Annotated in this window: 18 protein-coding genes and 1 pseudogene; 18 read left to right on the top strand and 1 reads right to left on the bottom strand. The window is 56.5% G+C overall.

The annotated features are described in order from the left end of the window. Positions 1-172: 172 nt before the first annotated feature. The 12 genes from ACR3EJ_RS02445 to ACR3EJ_RS02390 all read left to right on the top strand — a co-directional run bounded on the left by ACR3EJ_RS02445 (position 173) and on the right by ACR3EJ_RS02390 (position 14,233). Positions 173-1,255: a Gfo/Idh/MocA family protein gene (locus tag ACR3EJ_RS02445; protein ID WP_170547150.1), complete on the top strand. Its 1,083-nt coding sequence runs from the start codon at positions 173-175 to the stop codon at positions 1,253-1,255. 102 nt (positions 1,256-1,357) lie between these two features. Next, a complete protein-coding gene (locus ACR3EJ_RS02440) occupies positions 1,358-2,368 on the top strand; it encodes a sialic acid TRAP transporter substrate-binding protein SiaP (protein WP_170547153.1) in 1,011 nt (336 codons plus the stop codon). A gap of 29 nt (positions 2,369-2,397) precedes the next feature. Then, positions 2,398-2,973 carry a TRAP transporter small permease gene (locus ACR3EJ_RS02435; protein WP_170473839.1) on the top strand — a complete coding sequence of 192 codons (576 nt, stop codon included), beginning with the start codon at positions 2,398-2,400 and terminating at the stop codon, positions 2,971-2,973. Beyond that, entirely contained in the window at positions 2,970-4,265 is a 1,296-nt protein-coding gene (locus ACR3EJ_RS02430) for a TRAP transporter large permease (protein WP_170473842.1), read from the top strand. The genes ACR3EJ_RS02435 and ACR3EJ_RS02430 overlap by 4 nt, the downstream gene beginning before the upstream one ends. Next, positions 4,265-6,154 (top strand): TIM barrel protein, encoded by a 1,890-nt coding sequence (locus tag ACR3EJ_RS02425; protein WP_170547156.1) that lies wholly within the window; start codon positions 4,265-4,267, stop codon positions 6,152-6,154. The genes ACR3EJ_RS02430 and ACR3EJ_RS02425 overlap by 1 nt, the downstream gene beginning before the upstream one ends. Next, positions 6,154-6,969, top strand: a complete 816-nt coding sequence (locus ACR3EJ_RS02420) for a citryl-CoA lyase (RefSeq protein WP_170547158.1) — start codon at positions 6,154-6,156, stop codon at positions 6,967-6,969. Before ACR3EJ_RS02425 ends, ACR3EJ_RS02420 begins: the two co-directional genes overlap by 1 nt. Further along, positions 6,956-8,146 (top strand): Gfo/Idh/MocA family protein, encoded by a 1,191-nt coding sequence (locus tag ACR3EJ_RS02415; protein WP_170547162.1) that lies wholly within the window; start codon positions 6,956-6,958, stop codon positions 8,144-8,146. The genes ACR3EJ_RS02420 and ACR3EJ_RS02415 overlap by 14 nt, the downstream gene beginning before the upstream one ends. Further along, entirely contained in the window at positions 8,136-8,810 is a 675-nt protein-coding gene (locus ACR3EJ_RS02410) for a hypothetical protein (protein ID WP_170547165.1), read from the top strand. Before ACR3EJ_RS02415 ends, ACR3EJ_RS02410 begins: the two co-directional genes overlap by 11 nt. Further along, positions 8,803-9,993 carry a Gfo/Idh/MocA family protein gene (locus ACR3EJ_RS02405; RefSeq protein ID WP_170547167.1) on the top strand — a complete coding sequence of 397 codons (1,191 nt, stop codon included), beginning with the start codon at positions 8,803-8,805 and terminating at the stop codon, positions 9,991-9,993. Before ACR3EJ_RS02410 ends, ACR3EJ_RS02405 begins: the two co-directional genes overlap by 8 nt. A 154-nt stretch (positions 9,994-10,147) precedes the next feature. Next, positions 10,148-11,062 (top strand): sugar phosphate isomerase/epimerase family protein, encoded by a 915-nt coding sequence (locus ACR3EJ_RS02400; protein WP_170547169.1) that lies wholly within the window; start codon positions 10,148-10,150, stop codon positions 11,060-11,062. After that, the gene (locus tag ACR3EJ_RS02395) at positions 11,043-12,452 is read left to right on the top strand and encodes an aldehyde dehydrogenase family protein (protein WP_170547172.1); all 1,410 of its coding nucleotides are present in this window, start codon (positions 11,043-11,045) and stop codon (positions 12,450-12,452) included. The genes ACR3EJ_RS02400 and ACR3EJ_RS02395 overlap by 20 nt, the downstream gene beginning before the upstream one ends. Beyond that, positions 12,452-14,233, top strand: a complete 1,782-nt coding sequence (locus ACR3EJ_RS02390) for a thiamine pyrophosphate-binding protein (RefSeq protein WP_170547175.1) — start codon at positions 12,452-12,454, stop codon at positions 14,231-14,233. The genes ACR3EJ_RS02395 and ACR3EJ_RS02390 overlap by 1 nt, the downstream gene beginning before the upstream one ends. A gap of 140 nt (positions 14,234-14,373) precedes the next feature. Here ACR3EJ_RS02390 and ACR3EJ_RS02385 read toward each other — a convergent pair. After that, a pseudogene (locus ACR3EJ_RS02385) lies at positions 14,374-15,075 on the bottom strand (IS5 family transposase); the annotation flags it as partial. Between the two features lie 396 nt (positions 15,076-15,471). On the opposite strand from ACR3EJ_RS02385, the gene ACR3EJ_RS02380 reads away from it, so the two are divergent. The 6 genes from ACR3EJ_RS02380 (at position 15,472) to ACR3EJ_RS02355 (ending at position 20,624) form a co-directional block, all read left to right on the top strand. Beyond that, the gene (locus ACR3EJ_RS02380; protein ID WP_010443521.1) at positions 15,472-15,645 is read left to right on the top strand and encodes a Flp family type IVb pilin; all 174 of its coding nucleotides are present in this window, start codon (positions 15,472-15,474) and stop codon (positions 15,643-15,645) included. A gap of 134 nt (positions 15,646-15,779) precedes the next feature. Next, complete coding sequence (gene cpaB, locus ACR3EJ_RS02375) at positions 15,780-16,595, top strand: Flp pilus assembly protein CpaB (protein WP_170547178.1); 816 nt, start codon at positions 15,780-15,782, stop codon at positions 16,593-16,595. A gap of 23 nt (positions 16,596-16,618) precedes the next feature. Beyond that, positions 16,619-18,187, top strand: a complete 1,569-nt coding sequence (locus tag ACR3EJ_RS02370; protein WP_170547181.1) for a Tad domain-containing protein — start codon at positions 16,619-16,621, stop codon at positions 18,185-18,187. 5 nt (positions 18,188-18,192) lie between these two features. Beyond that, positions 18,193-18,699: a TadE family protein gene (locus ACR3EJ_RS02365; RefSeq protein ID WP_170547183.1), complete on the top strand. Its 507-nt coding sequence runs from the start codon at positions 18,193-18,195 to the stop codon at positions 18,697-18,699. Beyond that, the gene (locus tag ACR3EJ_RS02360; protein WP_170473873.1) at positions 18,696-19,391 is read left to right on the top strand and encodes a TadE/TadG family type IV pilus assembly protein; all 696 of its coding nucleotides are present in this window, start codon (positions 18,696-18,698) and stop codon (positions 19,389-19,391) included. The genes ACR3EJ_RS02365 and ACR3EJ_RS02360 overlap by 4 nt, the downstream gene beginning before the upstream one ends. A 24-nt stretch (positions 19,392-19,415) precedes the next feature. Beyond that, positions 19,416-20,624: an AAA family ATPase gene (locus ACR3EJ_RS02355; protein ID WP_170547187.1), complete on the top strand. Its 1,209-nt coding sequence runs from the start codon at positions 19,416-19,418 to the stop codon at positions 20,622-20,624.

Here is a 20,624-nt window from a genome sequence, read left to right as displayed (position 1 = left end):
TATCATTATTGAAGGTCATCAGCAATCCAAACTGATGTATGGTAAAAATAAAAATATCATACATTATTGCGGAATCGGAAAAACCCCAATACGGTCGTGTTCAAATTGGGCGTTGCAACCTAGTCGCAAACTTAGGATCCAGAGATTTTTGGATCCTCCGAAAGGAACCAAAGTGCCTCAGAACTTTCGCATTGCCATCGTCGGCATTGGCCTTGTTGGGCGTCGCCACGCAGATGCAATACGTGCGTTGCGTCATGTCGATCTTGTTGCATTTGTCGATCCCAGCGACGAAGGCCGGGCGTATGCTGATGAACATGGGGTCGCGTGTTACGAGACTCTTGAAGAAATGTTCGCCAATCAGACCCCGGACGGCGCTGTGCTGGCGACCCCAACGACACTTCATGTCGAGCAGGGCCTCACGTGCATACGGCACGGTTGCCCCATACTCGTGGAAAAGCCGATCGCCGTAGAAGCTGCTGCGGCACTAGAGCTTGTTCAAGAGGCGGAGAAGGCAGACGTACCGCTAATGGTTGGACACCATCGCCGGTACAATCCACTGATCAAATCGGCCAAGGAGGCGATCTCGGATGGGCAGATCGGTGATGTTCGTGCAATCCATGCGAATTGTTGGTTCTATAAGCCCGACGAGTATTTTGACACTGCGCCCTGGCGAAAGAAACCTGGCGCGGGACCCATCTCGGTTAATCTTGTCCATGACGTTGATCTTCTGCGGTATCTGGCCGGAGAGGTTGTAACCGTTCAGGCGCAATCGGCTGCATCGCAGCGCGGCTACGACAACGAGGATGTTGCTGGCGCGTTGCTGACGTTCGAAGGCGGAGCCATTGGCACCATAAGCGTGTCTGACAGCATCGTCGCGCCATGGAGTTGGGAGATGACGTCTCAGGAATATCCAATCTATCCATCAACCACTGAAAGTAGCTACATGATCGGAGGCTCTCATGGGTCGCTATCAGTCCCAGACCTCCGGCTCTGGAGCTATCGGGGTGAGCAAAGAGACTGGTGGACCCCCATTTCGTCCACAGCGCTCAAGAAGGGCGCCTCAGACCCTTTGGTTAATCAACTTAGGCATTTTGTTGAAGTGGCCCGGCACGAAGCCGAGCCTATTGTGTCGGGATGGGAAGGTTTCAGAACGCTTCAAGTCATTGAGGCCATTCAGAATTCTTGCAGAACAGGCGAAACGATCAGGATAGACAGGTTTCAGAAAGCACCGATCGCAAATGTATCGGCTGTATAAAATATCAGATATTTTGTAAAAAATCTTGCAAAATGTCCAAAATAGGTCAAAACTTGGAATCGTCAAAAAAGAAGCATCAATGATGTCTTAGGGAGGAAAAAAGTGACTTTCAAACTTACACGCCGGGCTGCTGTGTCAGCCTTGGTCGCCACCGGTGTTCTGTTCAGCGCAACAAGCGGTGCGCTAGCGCAGGATAAAGTGCAACTTCGCCTGGCAACCTCGGGGTCGGAAACCGATCAGCGTTCGGTCGCCATGGCCGAAGTTTTCGCACCGATGGTCGCCGATTTCGCGAGTTATGAGCCCAGCTATAACGGCACCATCTTCGCACAAGGTACCGAGTTGGACGCGATCAGCCGCGGTAACTTGGAAATGTCGATCACGTCGGCGCAGGAACTGGCACAGTTCTTCCCCGAGTTTTCGATCTTCACCGCAGGCTATGTCCATCAGGACGCCGCGCATCAGGTTGCTGTCTTCAACGATCCCTTGATGGATGCCTTCAAGCAGAAGGCTGAAGAAGAGCTGGGCGTCAAATTGCTGTCGGTGATGTATCTGGGTCGTCGCCAGGTAAACCTGCGCCAGCCCAAAGATGAATTGACGGTTTCGACACCGGCCGACTTGGAAGGTGTGAACCTGCGGATGCCGGGCACCGACGCATGGCAGTTCCTGGGTAAGGCTCTGGGTGCGGCTCCGACACCAATGGCGTTTTCGGAGGTCTACACTGCGTTGTCGACCGGTGCTGTTGACGGTCAGGACAACCCGCTACCGACCGTTGTGGACGCAAAGTTCTACGAAGTGACCAACCAGATCGTTCTGACGTCGCATCTGGTGGACCTGAACTATATTGCCATCGGCAAAGAGGTTTGGGACAGCCTGACCCCGGAACAGCAAGCTAAAGTTCAAGAAGCTGCAGATGCAGCTGCTGAATCGGGTCGCCAAAAGCAGCTTCAGAAAGAAGAGGATCTTGTAAGCTTCCTGAAAGAGCAGGGCATGGAGATCTACGAACCCGATCTCGCAGCGTTCCGCGATCAGGTACAATCCATGTATCTGGACAGCGAATTCGCCGGTTCGTGGCCCGAAGGCGTTTTGGATAAGATCAACGCTCTGGGCAACTAAGCCTGCATTGCAAGGGAGGGAGAACCGCAATGAAAGACTTCATAAAGGGGTTCTCCCGACTGACCGAAGCGATTGCCGGCGGGATGCTGGCGGCAATCTTCCTGATATTTCTGCTGCAAATCCTGCTGCGGTACTTCTTTACCCCTGCAGGATGGACGCTGGAACTGATCGGCATCCTCTGGGTTTGGGTAATCTTTTTCAGCTGCGCTTTCATCGTGCGCGAGCGGGATCACGTAAAATTCGACATTATCTATCTGTCTGTGCCCCGACGCGTCCGTCAGGTCTTTGCGATGCTGGCAGCCGCGGCAATCGTGGTCGGGATGCTCTACAGCTTTCTGCCAACTTGGGACTACATCGACTGGATGAAAATCCGCAAGACCGCGACCGTTCGCAATCCCTTCTCGGGTGAGAAGATACCTCTGCGCACCGTTTTTTCGATCTATGCCGTGTTCATGCTGGTCGTTGCTGCGCGGTATGCTTGGCTGTTCTTTGACATCATGCGCAACGGCCCACCAAAAACCGAACTTGAAATGGTTGTGGGATACAACGTGGTCGACGATCACCCTCGCGTTGACGTGGAAGACGACGAGGACGCAAGCAAATGAGTTTTGAACTTCTTTCCTGCCTGCTAACCCTTTTTGTTCTGGCAGGCATCGGGACCCCTATCGGCTATTCCATCCTTTTGGCGTCACTGATGTATCTGGGTGTCGCTGGTCTTGACGTCGCGCTGGCGGGTGAAAAAATCCTGCAAGGTTTCTACAAAAGCACGATCCTGCTTGCCGTGCCTTTGTTCATAGTCGCCGCCAATATCATGAACGCGGGGTCGATCACCGACCGCTTGCTGAACTTCTGCGTCGCTGCGGTCGGGCGGTTCAAGGGCGGCCTCGGACACGTCAACGTAGTTGCGTCGTTGATTTTCTCAGGCATGTCTGGCTCGGCTGTCGCGGATGCCGCCGGGATCGGCAAGATCATTATTGAGATGATGACCAAGGATGGCCGCTACAGCCGGGGCTATGCAGCCGCAATCACTGCGGCGTCGGCGACGATCGGCCCGATCATTCCGCCCTCGATCCCCATGGTCTTGTATGCGCTCGTTTCCAAGGCCTCTATCGGGTCGCTGTTCTTGGCCGGTATTTTGCCGGGCCTGATCATGGGCGTTGTCCTCATGGCGATGAACTACTATCTGGCCGGTAAGCGGAACTTTGCTTTGGAAGAACCCATTCCTCTGCGCGAATTGCCCGCAAAAACCGCGAACGCATTTCCGGCGCTGTTGATGCCCGCGATCCTGCTCTACGGTATCTACGGGGGTGTCACCACACCGACCGAGGCCGCCGCCGTGGCTGCATTCTACGCCCTGCTGCTGGCAGCGTTCTTCTATCGCGCCCTGTCGTTCCGTGGTCTCTATCAGGTATTCGTTGACAGTGCCCGTTCGTCGGCAGCCGTTGGGGTAGTCATCGGTGGCGCGTTCATTCTGAACTTCATCGTCATTCAAGAGCAGATTCCACAGTCGATCTCGGCCTTGCTGGAGGGTTCGGATGTTAGCCCAATTGTCTTCCTGATCCTTGTCAACCTGCTGATCCTCGCGCTGGGTTGCGTCTTGGATGCGACGACGATCATTCTTGTGATCGTGCCCCTGTTCATTCCAACCTGCGAAGCGCTTGGGATTGATCTGGTGCATTTCGGAGTATTGGTCGTCGTAAACTCGATGATTGGCCTGATCACACCGCCCTACGGAATTCTACTCTTTGTGATCAACGCCGTGACGGACATTCCGCTGCGTGAGATCATCTCGGAAATCTGGGCCTTCCTGGCGGTGCTTATCTTCGCCTTGATAATCATGATGCTGATGCCTGATCTGGTTCTGTGGTTGCCGCGCATGTTTGGGTACCAGGGGTAATGTGCCTGTCGGTTTCGACAACATCCATCCCCGGCGATTTGGCAGAGAAACTGCATGCCATCGCCGGGGCCGGATTTGACGGGGTTGAACTGCATGAACCGGATTTGATTGCCTTTGACAGGTCACCATCGCAAATCCGGGACATTGCCTCAGACCTCGGGTTGAAAATCTGCCTGCTGCAGCCGTTCCATAACCTTGAAGGTCAATCTGGCGGAGGTAGACAGCGCGCTTTTGATCGGTTGAAACACAAACTCGATCTGATGGGTGAGTTGGGCACAGAACTGCTGCTCATTGGGTCTGCCTTTGAGATGGACGCCGACGCCACCGAAGATCAGGTGATCACGGACCTCGGGGAAGCGACCGAGATTGCAAAGGCGATGGGGGTACGTCTGGCCTATATGGGCTTGCCCTGGTCCGACCTCATCCACTCGGACGCACAGGCGCTGCGCATTGTCGAGGCGATTGACAGCCCGCATTTCGGGTTGGCCTTAAACTCCTTTTTCTCGCTGGCTGACGGGTCCAAGCCCGCGCGCCTTCGAGACATTCCCGGAGAGCGCCTGTTCCATGTGCAACTGTCCGATGCACCCCGGCTTGAAATGGATATCCGCAGGCTCAAGCGGCATTTCGGGCTCTTGCCGGGGCTTGGATCGCTGAACCTAGCGGGCTTCGTACGGGTGCTGTCCCGCGCCGGATACACGGGGCCTTGGTCCATTGCACGTGTCAACGAAGCAGCGCCGCAACCCGGTGGTCAAACGCTTGCGCGTGACTGTTACAGATCGCTGTTGAACCTTCTGGATGAGGTATCCCGGACCGAGCCGGGAACCGATTTCGGCATCCCGGATCTACCGGAACGCGTCTATGCGTCAGGCTTTGAGTTCGTCGAATTTACAGCGGATGAAACAAGCGGCGCGCAGCTGGCAGACATGCTGTCAGCAATGTGTTTTCGAATGGAGCGAAAACACGTCACCAAGTCCGTCGAGCTGTGGCGGCAGGGCGCGATAAACATCGTTGTGAATACCGAAAAGGAAGGTTTTGCCCATTCGGCGTTCCTGGGCCATGGTCCCTCGGTTTGTGACATGGGATTGCGCGTCAAAGACGCGGATCAGACGGTTCAGCGCGCGACCGCGCTGGGCGCTCCTGATTTCTCTCAGCCGGTGGGGACCGGAGAGTTGGATATCCCAGCCATCCGAGGTGTCGGTGGCAATGTCGTTCATTTCATCGACGAGAAATCCGATCTGCATCGGGTATGGGACATCGAGTTTGAGCCGGTTGCGAAAACCAAGGCGACCCAGCCTGCTGGTCTGCGCCGTATCGACCATCTGGCACAGACAATGCGCCATGATGAGATGCAAAGCTGGCTGCTTTACTACATTTCAACTTTTGAGATGGCAAAGTCTCCTATCGTGAACGTCGCCGACCCGTCGGGTGTCGTGCAAAGCCAGGCTATCGAAAGTCCCGAAGGCGAAGTGCGCCTGAACCTGAACGGGGCCGTTGGGCGCAGAACTCTGGCAGCGTCATTCCTTGAAGATGGGTTTGGGGCCGGTGTTCAGCACATCGCCTTCCAGTCGGACGATATTTTTGAAACGTCGGATCAGCTGCGTAAATCCGGCTTTCCCAGTTTGACGATCCCAGAGAACTACTACGCCGATCTGCAAGCGACCTTCGGATTGGATGATGATCTGATCGCCCGACTGCGTGAGGGCAACATTCTCTACGACCGGGCAGCGGGTGCTGAGTATTTTCAGATCTACAGCCGCCCGATCTTTAACGGCTTCTTCTTCGAAATCGTCGAACGCCGTATGGGCTATGCTGGTTATGGCGCGCGCAATGCGCCCATTCGCCTTGCCGCGCAAAGCAAAACCCAGACGATGAAAGAGGTGCAAACATAATGACGAGCGATGAAAAAGCTGTGCGCCAATGGTGGCGCACCTCCATCATCGACATGAAGCCCGGCCAGATCGCGTTTCGTGGCCATCCCATCGAGGACCTGATCGGGAACGTTTCCTTCCCTCAGATGATCTGGCTGATGGTGCGGGGCGATCTGCCCAGCGATGCGCAGGCACGCCTGTTCGAGGCTGCCCTGGTCGCAGGCGTGGATCACGGTCCACAGGCCCCCTCAATCGCGGCTGCGCGTATGGCGGCCACTTGTGGGGTAGGTCTAAATAATGCGATGGCGACTGCGGTGAACATGCTGGGCGATGTGCATGGCGGAGCAGGCGAACAATGCGCCGAGCTGTACTATGATATCGCGGTCCGCATGGATGCGGGAGCTTCGCTGAATGACGCTGTTCGGGTCGGCTTGGACAGCTGGCGCGAGAAGTACGGCAAGATCGTCTCGGGCTTTGGCCACCGTTTTCACAAGCCCGTCGACCCACGCGCACCACGATTGATGCAACTTGTTCGTGATGCGGCGACAGAAGGCACAGTTTCTGGCCGGTTTGCCGATATCGGAGAAGAGGTTCAGGCCGAACTCGGCCGTCAACGTGGCGGTCGACCCATCGCCATGAATATCGATGGCGCGACAGCCGTGATCTTCTGTGAACTTGGCTTTCCCGCGCCCTTGTCGCGGGGCCTGTTCTGCCTGTCCCGCTCGGTTGGTATTCTGGCCCACGCTTGGGAGCAGATGAACCAGGGTGGCCGCAACAAAGGACCCATGCCCCCGATTTACTTACCCCTCTACGAAGACAGGAATGATGATACGTGAGACATCGAAATCCTTCCGGGTCGGCCTTATCGGCTGTGGTCGTATCAGTGATATCTATCTAAAAACACTATCCAAATTCTCAAACGTCGAGGTCGCGGCCTGCGCGAGCCTCGATCCATCAGAAAGCCGCGCCAAGGCGGATCAATATGGCATCGTCAAGGCCTGCTCACCGGATGAGGTGTTCGACGATCCGACAATTGACTGTGTTCTGAACCTGACTATTCCGGCAGCTCATGCCGACATCAGCCTGCGCGCTTTGGAGGCGGGCAAGCACGTCTATTCGGAAAAGCCATTGGTCATGAACCGATCGGATGGAAAAGCGATCCTGCATATGGCCACTGAAAAGGGGCTACTGGTCGGTTGCGCGCCCGACACGTTTCTAGGCGGTCGCTGGCAGACTGTTCGGCGCTTGATCGATGAAGGTGCTATCGGGAAACCAACTGGGGTTTTTGCCCATGTCGGAACGCACGGGACGGAACGCCATCATCCCAACCCGGATTTCTACTACATGGCCGGAGGTGGGCCTTTGCTGGACCTTGGGCCATATTATCTGACCGCGATGATCTGCTGTCTTGGACCAATTGACCGTGTCGCCGGAATGGCACGGCGCACGTTCGACAAAAGGATGATCGAAAACGGCCCGCGCAACGGCGAATGGATGGATGTCGAGGTCAACACGCATTCCCTAAGCCTGCTGCAGTTTTCCTCCGGCGCTATCGGGACAATGACAATGAGTTTTGATGTCTGGGACAGCGAAACGCCTCGGTTCGAGATCTATGGTGAAGATGGGACCATCAGCATCCCTGACCCTGACCCGGTTCATGGGGCCAATATCTTTCAGGGCGATGCCTGGCTGAAAACGCGGGAGACCTCGCGCTGGTCTCATCAGCCTCGCCCAGCCGGTCGCGAAGACTGGCAGGTGGTCGAAAACAAACACGGGTTTAACGAAGACAGCCGTGGCCTCGGTCTTTTGGACCTGGCCCTTGCGGCACAAGAAGGGCGCCAACCCCGCGCAAGTGGAGCGCTTGCCTACCATGTGTTCGAGGTCATGGACGCAATTGAACGGGCACCGAAATTTGGTGCTTACCAGACAATAGAAAGCAGTTGCGCAGCACCGGAACCTCTGGCGGTCGATTTCCTGAACGATGAGAGGAAGGAGTTGGCGCATGCCAATTGAGACACTCGACTTCGCCCAGCCATTTTTTCGCGTCCAGCACATCACCGATGAAGACAGAATGTCTGTCGAGGGTCGTGCAATTGTTTTGAACCTTGGGGGACGAGACCTTTCGGTCGTGGATCAGACCGTTGCACCGCTTTCGTCTGTCATCGTGCAAGACAGCACGCTTAACAGCGTAGAACGCGCGGTAATTGTCTACGGTTTCGACGCCCATGCCGATGACAACGAGCTGTTCGCATGGGTGAAAGATACGTGGCCATCTGCTTTTGATATCCGCCAAGAGGAGCGTCTGCGTGGCGTTAGCCACTACATGTCACCAAAGGTCTTCGTGGGTAACGTCGGCCTGACCATGTACCATTCCGGCTCGGTCCCACTGAATGTTGGATTGCACAAGGATCATCCGTTCTGCCCGGTTCCGGGGTTCCGCGAAGTGCACACGCAAATCGTTGGCTTCGGTAAAATGCAGCAATGCCGAGAACGGGACGTTGAGACGCTTTATCTAGAAGAATTCATGGCCCCGGGCACGACCCACAAGCCGATGTATGACGCAGAAGGCAACTATCCCTGGCATCAATACGAGACGATTACCCCCAGCATCTTCATGGCGGTTGAAATTCTGCCCGAAGGCACGTGGGTTCCCGGAATGGAGGTTCAGAATGGCTGAGAGACTTTTACCCCAAGACCTGAACTTTGACGGCCCCTTTCCTCGCTTGTCTCGCCGTTTGCGGTTGGGCGTTGTTGGCGGTGGACGGATCTCGGTCACGCAAGCGACGGCTGCGCGGATGACCGACCGGTGGGAGGTCGCAGCAGGCGCGCTCAGTTCTGACGCTGCGCGCAGCAAGGTGCGCGGGGCTGAATGGTTCTTGCCGGCCGACCGGTGCTATGCGTCGTTCGAGGAGATGGCACAGGCCGAGGCGGCGCGCCCTGATGGCGTGGATGCCGTCATGATCACGACCCCAAACCACGTTCATTTCGGCGCGGCCAAAGCGTTTCTGGAGGCGGGCATTGACGTACTGTGCGACAAACCCCTGACCAACGAAGTCGCCGAGGCCGATGGGCTTGAGGAGATCACTGCGCGTACGGGGCAGGTCTTTGCTGTCGGCTATGCGATGTCGTGTTTTCCTGTGATCCGTCAGGCCAGGCAGATCGTTGCAGAAGGCGGCATCGGCAAGATCAACCAAATCCATGTTGAGTTCATGCAAGACTGGATGACGCCCGACGATGTGGCTGATGCGCCTCATGTAAAGTGGCGGCTGGACCCAGAGATTTCAGGCCCGACTAGTTGTGTCGGCGATATCGGCACCCATGCCGCGCATCTCGCCAGTTTTGTCTCGGGTCTGCCGATGACCGATCTGCGGGCTGAATTCCATGTTTGCGGAGCGCCAAAGCCTTTGGAAGACACAGTTTTCATGTTCACCCGTTACCAAAATGAAGTTCCGGGAACCCTGATGGCGACGCGCCTTGCCCCCGGAAATCGGGGTGGGTTGCGGTTGCGGATATTCGGTAGCGAAGGAGGCCTCGAGTGGGACTTGGAGAATTCGGAACAGCTGAAGTTCAATCAGTTCGGTGAGCCGGATCGTATCATCAGCCGAGGTCACGGGCACGGCGTCGGCCCCTACGCGGAACGCCTGATCCGGACCGCGCGCGGCTTCCCCGAAGGGATTATTGAAGCCTGGGCCAATCTCTATACGGAATTTGCGATGGCCGTCGCCGCGCGTCGGGATGGCGTTGCCGTTCCGGCCGATTGGCTCTCTTATCCCAGTGTCGATCAAGGCGCAGACGGTGTTCGATTCATTGATGCCTCTGTGCGCTCTCACCAGTCAGGAGGCGACTGGGTCACTATCTAAAGCATTGCCAATACGAAGGTTAAGCACGCCCGGGCTATTGCCCGGGCATTTTCATTTCCTGCTCAGTATTAAAAGTTGATATTTTAAAAAATATCAGATATTTTTCACTACGTGTGATGAATTTTAGATTCGCAGACACGTGGAGCTGTCGTTCATGGTGAAACCCGAAGAGGCTGGCACAAGCCCCTCTCTCTATTCCTTGGCGCATCTGACGCTGATTGGCTGTACGCCGCCCGAGCTGGTCTATATCGCCGCGCGGGCCGGTTACGATGCCGTCAGCCCTCGGTTCATTCCGATGCATGTGCCCGGCGAATTCACCCAATCCCCGATCGACAGGACCCTGGTGCAGGCAACCAAAACGGCTCTGACTACTACCGGTTTGAAGGTCCTTGATGTCGAACTTGCGCGCATCACCGAAGATGTCGATCCGCGCAGCTTTGAGCCCTCGTTGGAAATTGGCGGGGAACTCGGCGCCAAGCGTATGATCATGAGTGCGTGGACCAACACCCGCGATGATCGTGACTTTCTGATCGACGTCTATTCTGAGACCTGCGAACTGGCCGCAGCTTACGGGATATCTGTGGACCTTGAGTTCCCTAGCTTCTCCCGCTTGCGCACTCTGGATGAAGCACTGGATATTGTCCGCGCCTCTGATCAGCCGAATGGCGGTATTCTGGTCGATACGCTTTATCTGCACCTAAGCCGAGTAGATCTCGGAGAGCTTTTGCACGTCCCTTCGGACCTGTTTCACTTCCTGCACATCTCTGATTGCCTGCCCGGCATCGCTGATACGCGCGAGGGCATGATCCAACTTGCCCGCGATGCGCGGCTCTATCCTGGCGAAGGCTGGATTGACTTCACCGGCATCATCGAACGGATGCCACCCGTCGATTATTCTATTGAACTGCCCAACCAAAGTCGCGTTGCCGAGTTGGGGTATGAAGAACACGCGCGTCGCTGTCTCAGCCACGCCAAGCGAACATTCGGCGAGGCGCGGTCACAGCGCCGTATGCCCGATGCAGCAATTCCAAAACACCAAGAGGATTATCATGGGCAAAGAGCTCACTGAAAACGACCGCAATATGGCGGCCGATATGCTGGCACGCGCCCGCGCTGCCATGGCCGAGATCGAGGATTGGGATCAGGACAGGCTGGACCGCCTGTCTCAGGCCATTGCGTGGTACGCAGGAAACGAGAAAACCTTCACCCGCCTGGCCCAGCAAGGCGTGGACGAAAGCGGTATCGGAGATCGTGCGGGACGTCCAGCAAAGCGGTTCAAGATTCACATGGTGCTGCGCGATGTCCTGCGCACGCCATCGACCGGTATCGTCGAGGTGGATGAGGAAAAAGGACTGGTGAAATATGCCAAGCCTGCTGGCGTCATCGCATCCCTGATCCCGATGACCAATCCTGCGATGACACCACCGGTGACCGGCGTGTCCGCCGCGAACGCCAGGAATGCCGTCATCTTTAGCCCGCACCCGCGAACCGCCCATACCACCTTTGAGATGGTCGAGGTCATGCGCGCAGCATGCCGCGCCGCCGGTGCCCCCGAAGACCTGTTCCAGTCGATCCGAAAACCATCGATCCCGTTGACGCAGCATCTGATGGAGATTTGTGACCTGACGCTGGCGACGGGCGGCAAGCCGATGGTCAAAGCGGCCTATAGTTCAGGGCGTCCGGCCTATGGCGTCGGCGCGGGCAATTCGTCCATTGTCATCGATGAGACAGCCGATCTGGATATCGCCGCCCAGAACACGCGGATTTCAAAGACGTCGGACTTCGGGTCGGGATGCTCCGCTGACGGCAACATCATCATCCAGCGCTCGGTCTACGACGAAATGGTCAAGGCGCTGCAGGCCGAAGGCGGGTACCTGTGTTCGGACGCAGAGAAGTCGATGCTCGAAGCGGCCATGTGGGATGAGAAGGGCAACCGTACTTTCCCGACCATCGCCTGCCCGCCGCAGCAAACGGCCAAGGTCGCCGGTTTTAGCATCCCCGAAGATCGCAAGTTTCTGATGGTTGAAAATCATGGGCAAATCGGACCGCAGCACAAGTTCTCCAAGGAAAAACTGACTACGCTGATGGCGCTTTATCACTTCGACACGTTCGATGACGCGCTGGAAACGGTCAGCCAGATCTACAACACCGGGGGCAAGGGCCATTCCTGCGGTATCTACAGCCACAATGACGATCACATCGACCGGTTGGCGCGTCTGGCTCCGGTCAGCCGCATGATGGTTCGACAGCCTCAGTCCAAAGCCAACGCAGGTGCCTGGACAAATGGCATGCCCATGACCAGCAGCCTGGGCTGTGGCATCTGGGGCGGCAACATCACAAATGAAAACGTCACCATGAAACACATGATGAACTACACCTGGGTCAGTCGTCCGATCCCCGAGGACCGTCCCTCGGAGCCGGACCTGTTCGGTGAGTTCTACGGACAGGAGGTCGCGTAATGGACGGAGCGAAACTGGAAGGCAAAACCGTTGCCGAACATATCGTTGACTTTCTCGAACGCCGTAAGGTCAAGCATGTGTTCGGTCTATGCGGCCACACGAACATCGCGGTTCTGGCTGCGCTTGCCGAAAGCCCCATCGATTTCGTCACAGTACGACACGAACAAATCGCTAGCCACGCGGCGGATTCCTATGCCCGCGTGACGGGCAAGGCCTCGGTGGTCTTGTCTCACCTCTCCCCAGGTTTGACAAACTGCGCCACCGGGGTCGCCAACGCGGCGCTGGACTGTATCCCCATGGTCGTGATCGCAGGTGACATTCCCACGCATTACTACGGCAAGCATCCGCATCAGGAGGTGAACCTGCACGCGGACGCCGCCCAGTGGGAGATCTATCGACCCTTTGTCAAACGCGCCTGGCGGGTGGATCGCGCAGACCTGATGGCCGAAATCCTGGAGAAAGCATTCCATCTTGCCGAAAGCGGCCAGCCTGGACCGGTACTGGTCAACGTGCCCATGGATATCTTCTCGGAAGTGATCCCCTCAGACAGCTTCGACCGTATCCGCGACAACACGCGCGCGCTCAAGAAACCGTCAATTGACGATGAAACCGCGCGTGAAATCATTGAAGCACTGGCGCAGGCCGAAAACCCGGTCGCTTATGTCGGCGGTGGTATTCTTCTGGCACAAGCCAGTGAGGAATTGCGCGAGTTCGTTGAACATATGGGGCTGCCCGTTGCGCATTCACTGATGGGTAAAGGCGCGTTGCGGGACGACCATCCGCTAGTGTTAGGCATGACCGGGTTTTGGGGCACCGAATTGGTCAACCAGTCCTGCCTGAACGCGGACTATATCTTTGCCGTGGGTACCCGGTTCAAAGAGGCCGATTGCTCCAGCTGGTATCCCGGCTACACGTTCAACATTCCCGGATCCAAAGTCATTCACATCGACATCGAACCGCAAGAGATCGGCCGGAACTATCCCACCGAGATCGGCGTTGTTGCGGATGCCAGGGCCGCGCTGCGAGTTCTGACCCGCGTTGCCCGCGAGATGTATCCGGACGGTTTCAACCGCCCCGCACTGGAACAGCAGATCAAGAATTTCCGGACGGACTTCAAAGCGCGTAACTTGGAAATGGCGACCTCATCTGCCTTTCCGATGATGCCTGAGCGTATTCTGGCGGATACCCGCAAGGCACTGCCTGAAGATGCGATCATCACCACTGACGTTGGATGGAACAAGAACGGAGTAGGGCAACAGTTCGATATCCTGACTCCCGGCTCGATCCTAACACCGGGCGGCTTCGCTACGATGGGTTTTGGACCTCCGGGTGCAATCGGTGCGAAACTGGCGGCACCTGATCGGGTGGTGCTTAGCCTGGTCGGCGATGGTGGGTTTGGTCAAAACCCGTCAATGCTAGCAACAGCTGTCGAACTTGATCTGGGCATCATCTGGCTTGTGATGAACAACAACGCGTTCGGGACCATCGCAGGACTGCAAAAAGCGCATTACGGCCTGACCTATGGAACGACCTTCCCCGGATCAGCCGAGGCGCCCGCAAACGGGCCGGGCTATGCCGACATAGCGCGGGCCTATGGTGCAGAAGGACACAGGCTCAGCGCTGCTGACGAATTGTTGCCCGCATTGGAGGCGGCAATCGCCAGTGGCAAGCCAACGGTTTTGGATATCCCGATGATCAACAACCCGACGCCAACAACCGGACATTGGAACATCTTGGATATTTATTCGCCGGACAAAGACGTTTCTCACGTCGCTACATAAATAGGCTGCGCGCGGCACACTCCACCGAGGGTTCCAGTTGACCCGCTAAGAAATGGTGCGGACTTGCTGCCACCAATTGCAGATGGCGAATAGCAACGCCACTCGAATGCGTCAGCAGTGCCGTTCTGCAAGTGGTGCTACCCGCTCCACTGTTGCCAGATAGCGCGGCCCGGGTATCGAGATGCAGTGACCGCCTCATTTCGGGCAATGGCACAGGCGGATGTGGGGTTCCATGGCTTGGAGTTCTTGCGTGGCGGGATGATGGCGTGGGCATTGCGGGCGACAATCGCGCCGTAGCATTTGCGCGCGTCGTATGCCTCGTCTGCGGTCACTGACCCGATGTTCTGATCTAGTAGTTTTGATCAAGCAACTCGGGAAGTAATGGCGCGTGTCCGGCGTTGCTTGTGGTAACTTCAACGGCGTGCACTTCCAGTGTTTCCTCGTAGATGCCTACGTGTATTTTACGCCAAATGTGCCGCTTGGGGCTACCATGCTTGCGGGACTTTCATTCTCCTTCGCCCTCAGATTTGATGCCGGTGCTGTCGATCAGCAGATGCAGCGGGCCGCATCCGCCACGATACGGAAGGCTCACGTTCAACGTTCTTTTACGGCGGCACAGGGCACTGAAATCAGGCACGGCTCAGTCCACAAGCCAGTCAGCCGCAAGAGACTGCCCACGAAGCCTGCGGTTTGCCTAAGCCGCATCCCGAACAGAACAGGGTCAGACACGCTTGGATCACGGCGTTGCTGAAACTCTGGTGACGGCCGCGCCTGGCTGAAGGTGGCGGTGTCCAATCCATCTCAGGATCAAACCAGATCGAAAGCGATCCTCGTTCTTTCAATGCGGTATTGTACGAAGGCCAGTTCCCGGTCTTGTACTTCGTCCGGGTCCAACGGGTCGTGTCTCTCGGTTACCATGCTGGATTCATGAGGTGAATCCTTCAGTCCATTTGTGCAGCAAAGCCGCCTGGCACCGCAATTAGCGGCCCGTCAGTTGGGAAAGAATCACAGATCTGGCCATTCAGATTCCGTTAAGGAAACGGGCCAATTTGCGGCAAAGAACCGGCCAAACTGCCAAATCTTACAATCTTGACGTGTATTTCTCCGTGGTTTGGAGGATGCGGTGCCCCGATGGCGGGACCTAACCTTGTGGAAGGCTCCGTCCATATGGGGGGGTTAGAACGCCGCGAATTTGGGCGGCATCCATGAGTAACTAGTGAGTTAACTAGGAGAGTAAAATGTTGAAGCTTTATGTAAAGATGAAGACCATGGCACGCGACGAAAGCGGCGCGACCATCGTGGAATACGGCGTCGCCCTGACCATTGTCACGGCGATTGCAGTGGCCACTCTGACCGCTTTGGGCGCCGACGTTAACGGTCAGTTCACCAACGCGGAAACCCTGATTCCTTAATTAAGACAAAGCACGCGGTGCACCCAGCTCCGCGTGCTTATCGCCCAGGATAAATTTTTTGATCCGCTGGCAAAGTGCAACCGTTCAGATCGGTTCATTCGAAAAACGCCAGGAAATAGCTGAAGGAGCACCAGATGAGACTCTCTGCCATTTTCACTGCATTGACGGGCCTGGTCGTAGCCGGAGGGTCGGTTTACGTCGCTCGGGATTACATTCAATTTGACGCTCAGTCCGCAAATGTCGAGGCCCAGAGCGAGATGGTGAGCGTGGTCGTTGCATCGCGCGATATTTCGTTTGGTGAAGAAATCGAGCCCGGCGCGCTGACAACCATTGACTGGCCCCGTGGTGCTGTACCCGTGGGCGTCTTTACAGACTACGACGACCTGATTGCGGCGGCCAGCATGCCGACCCGTCGCGCTCGTCGCGCAATTGCTCAGGGTGAACTGATCCTGAACAGCAAGGTTTCCGACTTTGGTGAAAAGGTCACCATCGTTCAGACGCTGGGCGCAGATCATCGCGCCATGGCCATTGAGGTTGATGCCGAAACCGCCGTAGGGGGCTTTGTCACCCCAGGTGATCGGGTCGATGTAGTAATGACCACTGGCGAAAAAAGAGACATGCACGCCGTCACAATTTTGCAAAACATCAGGGTCATTGGTGTTGATCAGGAATCTGACGAACAGACCGACCAACCCGTTGTTGCACGTACGGTTACTGTTGCCGTTACCCCGGATCAGGTCCAGCGCCTTGCTCTGGCGCAACGTGCCGGTCGGCTGAGCCTCACCTTGCGGTCCATTGATGACACCGAGGACAAGACGCTGACCATGACGCGACTTAACGATCTTCTGATTGATGAGCCGGTTGTTGCGCAGGACATCAAAGAACCGGTGCGTAAAACCATAGTCCGGGTCCGCCGCGGCACCGAAGTGACAGAATCCATCATCAACTGAATCGACCAACGAAGGTTTCGACCGTGTCCCTCGCTCAATTCATACGTCAATTCCGTAGCTCCGAAGACGGCGCGATCCTGGTCTTTGTTGCGGTGGCCTTGTCGGTGATGGTCGGAATGGCCGCCCTTGCATTCGACATTGGTCGGGTGACCACCACTCAGTCGGAATTGCAGAGCTTTGCGGACAATGTTGCCCTTGCGGCTGCGGGGGAACTTGATGGTCGCCCGGATTCAATCACCCGCGCCACAAATGCGGCTGCAAACATGATCCGCGACCGTCAAAGCTTTGGCATTCGCAACAAGGATCAGCTGTTGTCCGGTGCAACGGATTACCAGCTGCGGTTTTACGAAAACCCGCCGACCACTGCAACCGATCCCGCTCAACCCGCGCAGTTGCTGGATTCGACCGATCCTGCCAGCGGGCCGATTGCGGCATATGTTCGGGTGACCGTCGACACGCATGAGGTCGGCACTCCGCTGGCGGCGGCAGCGGCGGCTCTTTTGGGCAATGCGCAGCCTTTCTCCAGCGTCAACGCCGATGCCGTAGCAGGCTTCACCCTGATGGCCTGCGACATCACCCCCATGTTCATCTGCCTGCCGCAACCTAGCCTTGATCTGACCGAAGGCCAGTTGATTAGGATGGTAAGTCAGGGCGGCAATGGCCATTGGGGTCCTGGAAACTTTGGTTTTTTGTCTTCTAATCAGAATTTGGCCATCGACACGTCCGGCGCCTGCGAACCTGCACCAAACGGTCAGGAAGATTCATGTGCTCTGGCCGCATCGCGCGCTGTATCCATGTGCTTCAGCCAAAGAGCCGTTGAAACCAGACCGGGTCTGAGCGTGGGCAACATGGTGGCTGGCTTTAACACACGTTTCGACCGATTTGAATCCAGCGCCATGCAGTTCAGCAACGGCTCGCGCTACGACGTCGACAATTTCGCCTCTTCCCCGCATGTCCTGGACGGTTGGATCACTGCAGGTAACGGAAACAACTGCACCAGCCAGCTGTCGCCCACTTATGATGCGAACGGGATCCTTGATCCGGCTGCGACCGTTGGGCTGCCACTTGACGATTGTTTTGCCAGCGGCACTTGCCCGACACCTCGCATAGGCAATGGCGTCTTTACTACCGGGCTTACTGAGTATCTTACCATCAACTATGGCGCAGATTTCAGCGGCCCTCTCCCAACCGGCATTCCGCCTTGGTTCCCGACTGGTGGCACCCGGTACGACATCTACAATGCAGAGGTCACCAACCAGGCCGCTCTGGAAGCTATCCTGACCGCCGGTGGTAAAGCTGAAAGCAGCATGCCTTCGTGCCAACCCCCCTCTGCCGGTCGTGCCGATCCCACGCGTCGTGTCATCACCGTCGCCGGTATCGATTGCGCGACTTTTCAGGATGAGCTGAACGGCGGGTCAGGCGCCATTCCGGTCACCAGTTTCATCGAGATGTTCCTGATCCGCCCCTCGGAATCCGGAAGCACCGGTGCCAACGCGGTCATCTATGGTGAGGTCATTCAGACCGTATCGGATGGCATCGGCGGCGCCGGAGTCGGCGGCATCGTTCACGATCTAGTTCAGCTTTACGAGTAATGATCATGTTTGGTGCCTCCCATCATATCAGCAATACCCTTAGCCGGTTCCGCAACGACCAGTCCGGCGCGGCGTTGGTCGAGTTTGCGATCCTTTTGCCAATCCTGTTAGTGACATTTGCCCTGATCGTCGAAGGGGGGCGGATTTTCTGGTCCTATCAAAATGCGATCACGGGGGTTCGGGACACTGCTCGTTATGTTGGCCGGATCGCTCCGTCGGACCTGTGCACCACCTCGCCAAGCGCTGCAATCGGCGATTTCCAAGCTGCTGTCTCAAACACTCTGACATCGCTTTCGACCACTGACATTGCTGTTGGTCTAGACTCGCTGTCCCTCGAATGCGTTGGCAACGCAGGTGAATACCGCGTTTCGCCCACACCGGTTGCCGTCCTGACCGCGTCACTGACGATTTCAAATCTGCCGTTCACGCCCCTGTTCCAACTGGTCGGAGGTTCGGCGACGGCGCAGATCCAAACCACGATCACAGATCGCAGCCGGGTGTTTGGACCATGACCCGCCGCATTCACAAGATAACCCGCGAAATGTCGCGACTTGGCCGTCACGAAGATGGGTCGACGGTCACTGAGCTTGCCTTTGTCCTGCCGTTGTTCCTTTTGATTTTCCTGGGCCTGATAGATTTCGGCAGATTGGCCTTCCACTATGTTGCTGCTGAAAAAACAGCACAGGTCGCCGCTCGGATGGCTGCAGTGATGCCACCCGCATGTGGCGGCGTTCCGACAACCAACAGCCGAGGCACCTATACCGATATCACCGGCCCGCGGTTCGGAACCAATTGCAGTTTCGCATCCGGCGTTTGTGTCGAACCGGCCACCACCATATGCACCGGTGCGGCCCCCGCGAATGCAGCTGCCCAGACCACCGTGACCGACATCTGGAACATGCTTCAGTTTGCCGTTCCCAACGATCCCACCGCAACTTTTGACGAAAGCAACATCACGTTCACTTACGACTTCGACCCGGAAATGAATTTCCTGGGTGGCCCTTATGTACCGATGGTCACAGTGACAATCGAAGAACTTCCGTTCCGGTTCGTCTCTCCGTTGGGTTCGATAGCAGCGCTGGTTCTGGGCGGCTCAACGCCAGAAACCGATGCGCTGACCACCGCGACAACGGGCTTCAAAATATTTTCCGACTTTAGCGCAACCCTTCCTGGCGAAGACCTCGCCAGTGGAGTCAACGGTTGAATTTCTAATCATGGGAGCTGAAAAATGACTCAAAAATCATTAGCCCTAATCTCTGATAATGAGGCGATTAAGGATTCAGTCGCCCAGGCCGTCGACCGGTTCGACGATCTTTCGCTAGAGACACATTTCGGGACCTTATCTTCGGTAAACGGTCGCGCCTGCGATCTGATGGGTGAAAATGACCTGCTGGTGTTCAGCTTTTCAGGCGAATTGGATCTGGAAACTGTCAGCGATCTTCGTCGTAGCACCGGTTCGCGCGGCACCTTGCTGGCACTTAGCGACCGTGACATCTCATTGACCGAAGCGCGTGCGCTGAACAAATCGGGAGTAGATGAGATTCTGCCCTATCCCATCGGGCAGGACGAACTGGCCGAACAGATTCAGCGTCTGACGGTCGACAAATCCTTGCTGCCGACAATTTATGCGCCGCAACCGCAGCGACTGGGGCAGATTATCAGCGTATGCCCGGCCCGTGGAGGCATCGGCGCGTCGACAATGTCCATCAACCTGGCGGACCAATTGCAGGGTTATTCCGGCATCTTCCGGAAAAGGACGCGAAACAAGGTCGCTGTCGTAGATCTGGATTTGCAATTTGGCACGGTCGCGACGTCCTTAGATTTGCAGCCTTCCTCGGGGCTTTTGAGAATGGCCCAGGATGGGGTAATGCCGGACCGGACTTTCCTTCAGCAATCTTTGGTGCAACATGCATCCGGTTTGGAAGTCCTGAGCGCGCCCGAAGAATTCATTCCTCTGGATGTTCTGACACGCGAACAGGTCAGCGCGCTGATCGAGACTTTGCGTCTGGAATTCGACTTTGTTGTTATCGATCTGCCACGTGTGCTGGTCGATTGGCTGGGCGCAGTTGTTGCTGCGTCAGACCGGATGCTGATGGTGGGTGACAGCTCGGTCTCTTCGGTGCGCCAAGCCTGCCGTTTGATCGAATTCTTCACAAAAGAGCGGCTCGAACCTCCGGTTGAGATCGTCATCAGCCAGGAAACGAAACCGACATTCCGGTCAAGCCAACATGTCGAAGCTCAAAAGGCGCTGGAACGCGAATTACGCTTCTGGCTGCCCAGCGACGCGCGCCGCGCAAAACAGGCGCTGGATCGGGGTCAATTGCTATCGCAAGCCTCAGGCAGCTGTGCCTTGTCCAAGGCGATCCGCACGATGGGTCGGAAAATCATGAATGAAACAATGGTCGGCAAAACCGGCCTGAGAAACAACGCAGCCTAA

The sequence above is a fragment of the Ruegeria sp. AB11 genome (assembly GCF_056536325.1).
Note: the sequence above shows the minus strand (reverse complement) of the source record. Positions and strands in the feature narration are given on the sequence as shown.

Coding starts and splice junctions, on each gene's coding strand:
- ACR3EJ_RS02435 (WP_170473839.1), top strand. CDS start 2,398: ATGAAAGACTTCATAAAGGGGTTCTCCCGACTGACCGAAGCGATTGCC.
- ACR3EJ_RS02430 (WP_170473842.1), top strand. CDS start 2,970: ATGAGTTTTGAACTTCTTTCCTGCCTGCTAACCCTTTTTGTTCTGGCA.
- ACR3EJ_RS02425 (WP_170547156.1), top strand. CDS start 4,265: ATGTGCCTGTCGGTTTCGACAACATCCATCCCCGGCGATTTGGCAGAG.
- ACR3EJ_RS02420 (WP_170547158.1), top strand. CDS start 6,154: ATGACGAGCGATGAAAAAGCTGTGCGCCAATGGTGGCGCACCTCCATC.
- ACR3EJ_RS02415 (WP_170547162.1), top strand. CDS start 6,956: ATGATGATACGTGAGACATCGAAATCCTTCCGGGTCGGCCTTATCGGC.
- ACR3EJ_RS02410 (WP_170547165.1), top strand. CDS start 8,136: ATGCCAATTGAGACACTCGACTTCGCCCAGCCATTTTTTCGCGTCCAG.
- ACR3EJ_RS02405 (WP_170547167.1), top strand. CDS start 8,803: ATGGCTGAGAGACTTTTACCCCAAGACCTGAACTTTGACGGCCCCTTT.
- ACR3EJ_RS02400 (WP_170547169.1), top strand. CDS start 10,148: ATGGTGAAACCCGAAGAGGCTGGCACAAGCCCCTCTCTCTATTCCTTG.
- ACR3EJ_RS02395 (WP_170547172.1), top strand. CDS start 11,043: ATGGGCAAAGAGCTCACTGAAAACGACCGCAATATGGCGGCCGATATG.
- ACR3EJ_RS02390 (WP_170547175.1), top strand. CDS start 12,452: ATGGACGGAGCGAAACTGGAAGGCAAAACCGTTGCCGAACATATCGTT.
- ACR3EJ_RS02380 (WP_010443521.1), top strand. CDS start 15,472: ATGTTGAAGCTTTATGTAAAGATGAAGACCATGGCACGCGACGAAAGC.
- cpaB (WP_170547178.1), top strand. CDS start 15,780: ATGAGACTCTCTGCCATTTTCACTGCATTGACGGGCCTGGTCGTAGCC.
- ACR3EJ_RS02365 (WP_170547183.1), top strand. CDS start 18,193: ATGTTTGGTGCCTCCCATCATATCAGCAATACCCTTAGCCGGTTCCGC.
- ACR3EJ_RS02360 (WP_170473873.1), top strand. CDS start 18,696: ATGACCCGCCGCATTCACAAGATAACCCGCGAAATGTCGCGACTTGGC.
- ACR3EJ_RS02355 (WP_170547187.1), top strand. CDS start 19,416: ATGACTCAAAAATCATTAGCCCTAATCTCTGATAATGAGGCGATTAAG.